Origin of the sequence: Desulfobacter sp. UBA2225 (assembly GCF_002348205.1) — a bacterium.
Classification (GTDB): Bacteria; Desulfobacterota; Desulfobacteria; order Desulfobacterales; family Desulfobacteraceae; genus Desulfobacter; species Desulfobacter postgatei.
Window position 1 is genome coordinate 1 of the sequence record NZ_DDYV01000006.1, and the last position, 7,593, is coordinate 7,593.

At 51.7% G+C, this 7,593-nt stretch carries 8 protein-coding genes; 4 read left to right on the top strand and 4 right to left on the bottom strand.

The window, feature by feature from the left end; translation table 11 throughout:
- From cysS to B3D59_RS00255, 4 genes are all read right to left on the bottom strand, one after another.
- On the bottom strand, window positions 1-1,006 hold a 1,006-nt coding region (gene cysS, locus B3D59_RS00240; RefSeq protein WP_286817081.1), incomplete at its 3' end, for a cysteine--tRNA ligase.
- Between the two features lie 18 nt (window positions 1,007-1,024).
- Complete coding sequence (gene ispF / locus B3D59_RS00245; protein ID WP_286817082.1) at window positions 1,025-1,510, bottom strand: 2-C-methyl-D-erythritol 2,4-cyclodiphosphate synthase; 486 nt, start codon at window positions 1,508-1,510, stop codon at window positions 1,025-1,027.
- A gap of 226 nt (window positions 1,511-1,736) precedes the next feature.
- Window positions 1,737-2,117, bottom strand: a complete 381-nt coding sequence (locus B3D59_RS00250) for a CGGC domain-containing protein (RefSeq protein ID WP_286817083.1) — start codon at window positions 2,115-2,117, stop codon at window positions 1,737-1,739.
- A 164-nt stretch (window positions 2,118-2,281) separates the two neighbouring features.
- Window positions 2,282-2,860, bottom strand: a complete 579-nt coding sequence (locus B3D59_RS00255; protein ID WP_286817084.1) for a NifB/NifX family molybdenum-iron cluster-binding protein — start codon at window positions 2,858-2,860, stop codon at window positions 2,282-2,284.
- Window positions 2,861-3,128: 268 nt separating this feature from the next.
- Here B3D59_RS00255 and B3D59_RS00260 point away from each other — a divergent pair, with 268 nt between their 5' ends.
- From B3D59_RS00260 to tsaE, 4 genes are all read left to right on the top strand, one after another.
- On the top strand, window positions 3,129-5,123 hold the full coding sequence (locus B3D59_RS00260; RefSeq protein WP_286817085.1) for an ABC transporter ATP-binding protein/permease: 1,995 nt from the start codon (window positions 3,129-3,131) through the stop codon (window positions 5,121-5,123).
- A gap of 41 nt (window positions 5,124-5,164) precedes the next feature.
- Entirely contained in the window at window positions 5,165-5,737 is a 573-nt protein-coding gene (locus B3D59_RS00265) for a DNA-3-methyladenine glycosylase I (RefSeq protein WP_286817086.1), read from the top strand.
- 16 nt (window positions 5,738-5,753) lie between these two features.
- Window positions 5,754-7,313 carry an NAD(P)H-hydrate dehydratase gene (locus B3D59_RS00270; protein ID WP_286817087.1) on the top strand — a complete coding sequence of 520 codons (1,560 nt, stop codon included), beginning with the start codon at window positions 5,754-5,756 and terminating at the stop codon, window positions 7,311-7,313.
- The coding region (tsaE, locus tag B3D59_RS00275) for a tRNA (adenosine(37)-N6)-threonylcarbamoyltransferase complex ATPase subunit type 1 TsaE (RefSeq protein ID WP_286817088.1) at window positions 7,310-7,593 on the top strand (284 nt) is incomplete at its 3' end. The genes B3D59_RS00270 and tsaE, both read left to right, overlap by 4 nt.

The following is a 7,593-nucleotide window of genomic DNA, read 5'->3' on the forward strand; positions in this document are numbered from 1 at the left end:
CATCCGCGCTAATGCCTGCCTTGTCCAGACGTTCCAGGAACCCATAAATACGATCAAGCGCCACGGACACCTCACGCATGCTGTTTTCGCTGTAATCGATGGGAGAACGGTAATGCTTGGACAAAAGAAACATGCGGATCACTTCCGGGCTGTAGTCGGCCAGCACCTCCTTGATCATGGTGAAGTTACCCAGGGACTTGGACATCTTCTCATTGTTAATGTCCACAAATCCGTTGTGTATCCAGTATTTGACAAAGGGCACACCAAAAGACCCCTCGCTCTGGGCAATCTCGTTTTCATGGTGGGGAAAAATTAAATCCTTGCCCCCGCCATGGATATCAAAGCTTTCGCCAAGGTATTCGTGACTCATGGCCGAACATTCAATGTGCCAGCCGGGCCGCCCTTTTCCCCAGGGGCTCTCCCAGTATGGCTCACCGGGTTTGGCTGGTTTCCACAAAGTGAAGTCCAGCGGACTTCTCTTTTTTTCGTCCACGGCGATTCGGGCACCCGCCTGCATATCATCGGGGTTGCGGTGGGACAGTTTTCCATATTCACTGAAAGATGAAATGGAAAAATAGACATCCCCGCCTTCCACATGATAGGCCTTGCCCAGATCAATCAGACGCTCGACAAACCGGATAATATGATCAATGTGCTCGGTGGCTTTAGGCGCGATGGTGGGCCGGAGGACATTGAGCGCGTCCATTTCATTGTGAAATTCGTCAATATATTTTGTGGTGATAGCCGTGCAGGAGTCGCCCGTCTCATTGGATTTTTTGATAATTTTATCATCCACATCCGTGAAATTGCGCACATAGGTCACCTCATACCCGAGCTGCATCAGCCAGCGGTACACCATGTCAAACACCACCACGGACCGGGCATGACCGATATGGCTGGTATCATATACCGTGGGACCGCACACGTACATGCCGGCTTTATTGGCTCTAATTGGAACAAATTCTTCTTTTTTCCCGCTCAGGGTATTATAAATCCGTAAACTCATTGCTTTTTATCCCGTCTCTTAACTTTTATTTTTATACAGCAGCACACTGGCCTGGGCTGCAATGCCCTGTTTTCTGCCGATAAATCCCAAATGCTCGGTGGTGGTGGCCTTGATGTTTACACAGTCCGGTGACAATTCCAGGACCGTGGCAATACAGGCGGCCATGGCCTTTTTATGGGGACTCATCTTCGGAGCCTGGGCAAAGATGGTGCAGTCCAGATTAGCGACCATAAATCCTTTATCCTGAATTTTCCCTTTGCATATATGCAGAAACCGGGTGGAGTCCATCCCTTTATATGCCGGATCCGTATCCGGAAAGTGTTCCCCGATGTCACCCAGGCCCGCTGCCCCTAAAAGGGCATCACAAACGGCATGGAGCAGCACATCCGCGTCTGAATGTCCTTTCAACCCCATGGGATGATCGATCTCGACCCCGCCGATAACCAGCCTGGGCCCGGCCACCAGTTCATGGACATCGGTTCCTGTGCCCACCCTTATATTCATCTGCAATTAAATCTCCTTTGCACAAATTAGCCTTTTAATATATGCATCTTAAAACCAAAAGTCAAAAATTCAATTTTGCATCTTCATGATCAATGTCATAAAATTAAGATGGTTGCAGATTAAAACCACAAAGAACAAGAAGAACACGAAGTTCAGTACTCTAATATCTTCCTGAACTTGATGTTCTTCCTGGTAAAATACTCAATGAATAGATACGTTTCTTTTTTTACTCAAAGGTGACCGGGGAATAATCCTTGGGCAGGTGGGCCGTCCCCAAGAGGCAGGGCAGGCCAGAGGCCCGGGATATATCGGCCGCGATTTTTTCAATGTTCGGACAGAACCCGCCTTTGGTCTTATCCCATCCCTCTTCGGTTTTGGACGCAAATGTACAGGTGCACAAATGGATAGCCTGAGCCCCTTTTGACTTAAGTATTTTTGCCATATCCGCCACATTGTCCCCGGGGCACCGGCAGGTAAAGACACCAACCGGGGTACAGGCATCATAACCGGCAAATCCCTCGGTGGTTTCAAGCATTGCTTTAAAACAATTGGTCAAAGGACATCTGGTTTCATTTTTTTCGCACCGGATGAGTCCCACTTTTGTCATACACACCTCCTGTTATGCTTAATGGTGTTTGAACGGCTCGTTAGAGGAGCGCATGCTCACAAAGCCGGCCATCTGAGGCGTTGCAAATTTTTCTGCGCCTTGCATCTGGGCAACTTTTCATCCAAACACAGGGTTTTGGTTCAAGCACTAAATAAAAAATTGACCTAACGCCGGCCCATGCCGCCGCCACCGCCACCCATGCCACCGCCGCCGCCCATACCTCTACCGCCACCGCCGCCCATACCCCGGCCGCCACCACCGCCCATGCCTCGACCACCGCCACCACCCATGCCTCGACCTCCTCCCATACCTCGGCCTGAACCCATACCGGGAGTTCCGGAATTTGGATCTGCCGTGGGTCTTTGGGGGGGAGCTGCCGGGTTCACACCTGACTTCTCTTCCGCTGTGGCCTGGGTCACACTTGTCAATTCATTGTTTTTCAGCCGGATTACGGCCTGGGACGCGGTACCTGACTGCCCCGGATACACAGCGACTCCGGCGGAATTAAAAACCTCCATGGCATTGGGACCACAACTGCCCGTTAAAACCGCCTGGACACCTTTGGAGATAACAAAGGAGGCCGTCTGGATACCTGCACCCCCGGTCAGGTTCATGCTTTCATTGGCAAAGCTTTCACAAGCCATGGTGTCCGTATCAACGATCAAAAGAAACTCACACCTGCCAAACCTGGGATTGATCTCAGCATCCAGATCCCGGCCGTATGCACTGATTGCGACTTTCATAAATACTCCTTAAGCGTAAAGGGTTGAAAGATTGCTACACCAGTAAATATTAGCAAAAGCCGTACCATTTTTTTTATATTCTTTATTATCAATATGTTATGTTTTAACACGCCTTTCAGGAGCAGTAAAACAAAAACCATGGGTCGCACAATTGCAATGGGGTAATGGCCGAATTAATTTATCCGTATCTTCCGTTTTTATCATTTGCCATCTATAATAGCCCAATGACTAAAGCGCCACATAGCAACACCTTAGACAGGATAAATGAATGACGCCCAGTGACATCTCCGGTTTTTCGAGACTGGATCTCAACCTATGGAAGGAATACCTGGACATTGCCCAGGAATTCTGGCTGCCCCAAAGCCTTAAAAGCAAAACGCGTTTTATTGTGATGCTGTGCCTTTTGATGGCCTTTGTGGCGTCTGTGCTTTTTTTGTTCATTGCCGTCACCACAACCGCCACCCACGCCTTCGCGCCGGAGTTTGTCACCCAAACCGCTCCGGGCCTGATGGACTGGATTCAGGGCATCACCCACTCCCGGCTGATCTGGATTCTGGCCGCCGGATTCCTGATTCCGGCCCTGGTCTTTTCCCTTTATTCAAAAAAACTCAAAGGGTTCTTTTTGCCCTGGGGCATCCTTGGGATTCTTCTTTTGCTCTCATTCACGGTGTCAGGGCTTAATGTGGTTTTAAGCTATGTGGGCCGTTTTTTTCAGACCGCCCTTGCCCAAAAGGACCAGCCTACATTCTGGCGGTTTCTCTATGTGTATGCCTCGGTGTTTGTGATAGGCACCCCCATTGTGGTTATTTACTCATACATCAGAAAAAAACTGGGGCTGTTCTGGCGGGAGTGGATCACCACCAGTTTCATTGACAATTATCTTAAAAACAGGGCCTACTATGCCCTGACCACCAGCAAGGAAATTGACAACCCGGACCAGCGGCTGGCCGAAGATTTAAAAGAGTTCACGGTCACCAGTTTAAGTTTTCTTCTTATTATTCTGGGCGCCGTTATTGACCTTGTGGCCTTTACCGGTATTTTGTGGTCCATTTCCAGGCTGTTGTCCGGCATCCTTTTCGCCTATGCCATCTGCGGCACCCTGATCACCATATTTATCGGCAAGCGCCTGGTGGGGCTCAACTACAACCAGCTGCGCAAGGAAGCCGATTTCAGGTACGGTTTGATTCACATTAGAGACAATGCCGAATCCATTGCCTTTTACAAGGGCGAGAAAGTGGAAAAGGCGCAGATCCTCAAGCGGTTCGAATCGGTGTTGAAAAATTTTAATTTTCTCATCGGCTGGCAGCGAAACCTTGAGTTTTTCACCACCGGCTACAATTACCTGGTCATTATCCTGCCTGCCATGATTGTGGCACCCATGTATTTTGCAGGCAAGGTGGAGTTCGGCGAAATCTCCCAGGCCTCATTCGCCTTTGGCCAGGTGTTGGGTGCCTTTTCCATTATTGTCCAATATTTTGACAGCATCAGCGCCTTTGCCGCCGGCATTAATCGTGTAGCCACCTTCAAGGAACGGCTTTTTACGGCATCCGGATCAAAAACGGCAGAAAACGGCGGGAACCGGACCCGGATTCAGCGTGTTGCCAAAGAGAGCATTAACCTGCAAGACCTCACCCTGCAAACCCCTGATTACAAAAGAACCCTGATCCGGAACCTGAGCCTTGATCTTGACACGGGACAAAGCATCCTGATCATGGGCCATTCCGGTGTCGGTAAAAGTTCTCTGCTTCGAGGCATCGCAGGGCTCTGGGCCTCGGGCTCCGGCATCATTGAACACCCGCCGGCGGACAGGGTCATGTTCCTGCCCCAGAAACCGTATATGGTGCTGGGCAGCCTGCGGGAACAACTCCAGTACCCCAGCGGGGGGCGTCTGGACGACAATCAGATCAAGGCGGTCATGGAGAGGGTCAACCTCACGGACCTGTACCAAAAAATGCAGCATGCCGCCGGGGACGACTCTTTTATAGATGCGGAAAATAACTGGGAGGAGATGCTGTCCCAGGGCGAACAGCAACGGCTGGCCTTTGCAAGACTTTTGATCGCAAAACCTGAGTTTGCCATACTGGATGAAGCCACCTCCGCCTTGGATGTGGACAATGAAAAGGCTTTGTACAATACCTTGTCACGGCTTAATATCACCTACATCAGCGTGGGCCACCGCCCCACGTTGAAAGCCTATCACGACAAAATTTTATTCATACAGGCTGACGGGGCATGGGAAATCCGCAAGACCACAGACCAATAAGAATGATGGCGGATTGACAAAAGTTATTGTATAGATCTGTCATGAACGATATTAAACGTTGCGGCTGGGTGACCAGTGACCCTTTATATATCCGTTACCATGACACGGAATGGGGGGTGCCGGTTCACGATGACCGAAAAATTTTTGAATTTCTCATCCTGGAAGGGGCCCAGGCAGGGTTGTCCTGGCTGACGATCCTCAAACGTCGCCAGGGATATTGCAATGCATTCTGTGAGTTTAACCCTGAAAAGATAGCCCGGTTCACCGAAGCCGATATTCAGAAACGGCTTAAAGACCCAGGCATCATCCGAAACAAGCTCAAGGTCCGGTCTGCAGTCACCAATGCCCGGGCGTTCTTAAAGATCCAGGAAGAATTCGGCACCTTTGACACCTATGCCTGGGGGTTTGTGGACGGATCGCCCATCATCAACCGCTATACCAGCCAGGAGCAGGTTCCGGCCACATCCAGCCAGTCCGACGCATTTTCAAAAGACTTATGTAAGCGAGGGTTTAAATTTACCGGGTCCACCATCATCTATGCCCACATGCAGGCCACGGGCATGGTGAATGATCACCTGGTCTCCTGCTTCAGATATAAAGAGGTAATGGCCTGAAAAAGGAAGGCAAATCATGATTATTGTCACCACCAGACAGATGCAGCAGATGGATAAAAACACCATTGAATCCTTTGGCATTCCTGGCCGGGTACTCATGGAAAACGCAGGCCGGGGTGCCATAGAGATGCTCTCCGACCACTTCGACCTTGAAGGTGCCAGGGTGGCAGTGGTGGCGGGCCGGGGCAACAACGGCGGCGACGGGTTTGTGATCGGACGTTACCTCATGGAGATGGGGGTGAGCGTCAGTTTCTTTCTTTTATCCACCCGGGACCGGGTCCAGGGCGATGCCGGGGCAAATATGGACCTGGTACTGGAGCTTCTGGCCGAACACGCCCTGTCACAATTCATTGAAATTCCCGACAAAGACGCCCTGGAAGCGGTAACCGAAATTCTGCTGGACCATGACCTGTTTGTGGACGCCATTTTCGGCACAGGGCTCAATTCCGATGTCCGGGGCATTTACCGTGATGTTATTGAACTGATCAATAATTCGGGCAAAGCGGTGTTCAGCGTGGACATCCCCTCGGGAATCAATGCCGATACAGGCGCAGTCTGCGGGGTGGCCATCCAGGCAGATGCCACAGCCACCTTTGCCTTTGCCAAGGCAGGGCACATTCTGCACCCGGGCAATTTTCACACCGGTGACCTGGAGGTCGTTGACATCGGCATTCCCGGCCACATTGCAAAAGCACAATCTCCCCATATTTTCCTGCCGGAACCCCACGACATTGCAGGCCTGATACCGGCCAGGGCGTTCAATGCCCACAAGGGCAGTTTCGGCCACCTGCTGGTACTGGCCGGCTCGCCGGGTAAAACCGGGGCCGCGGCATTATGCGCCAACGCGGCCATGAGGAGCGGTGCAGGCCTGGTGACCTTGGGCGTTCCAGAAAAGCTTATGCCCGTCATGGAACCTATGGTCGTCGAACCCATGACAACCGCGCTTGCCCAAACCTCTTCCGGCGGCCTGGATGCCGCAGCCTTGGATGACATTATTACACTTTTGGCAGACAAGGCCGCTTTGGCCTTAGGACCCGGCATGGGCACGGATTCCGGCACCCAGGAACTGATCAAAAGCATTCTGGCCATTGCATCCGTACCCATGGTCATTGACGCCGACGGCCTGAACTGCATTGCAAAAAATCCTGACATTCTGACCACGGTCAAGGCCCCGGTTATCCTGACCCCCCATCCGGGTGAAATGGCCCGTCTAACCGGAAAAACCACTGCGGATATTCAGCAGAACCGAATGGAAACCGCCCGAAACTTTGCAGAAAAATACAAGGTTATCCTGGTGCTCAAAGGCGCCCAGACCCTTGTGGCCTACCCGGACGGGGCCGTATTTATCTGTCCCACGGGAAATCCCGGCATGGCCTGCGGCGGCATGGGCGATGTGCTTACCGGCATAATCGCCGCATTCCTGGCCCAGGATTTATCCCCTGAATCGGCTGCCCTTGCAGGCGTTTATGTTCACGGACTGTGTGGGGATCTGCTGGCCGAAGACCACGCCTTTGGGTTTTCGGCATCCGATATGGTGGCGGGCATTCCCCAGGCCTTAACTACCCTTTTGTCATGAAAGAGCTTCTATCCAAAAGCCCGGAACAGACCCAGGAAGCGGCTATGCGCCTGGGCTTATATATCCGCAAACAGCACTTAAGTTGCGCCATAGCCCTGACAGGAAATCTTGGCTGCGGCAAAACCTGTTTTGTCCAGGGCCTTGCCAGGGGGCTGGATGTGGCCGACGGGTACTACATCACCAGTCCCACCTTTACCATCATGAACGAATATCCGGCAGGTAAAATGCGCCTGTGCCACCTGGACCTCTACCGGCTTTCAGACCCGGACGAGCTTGACTA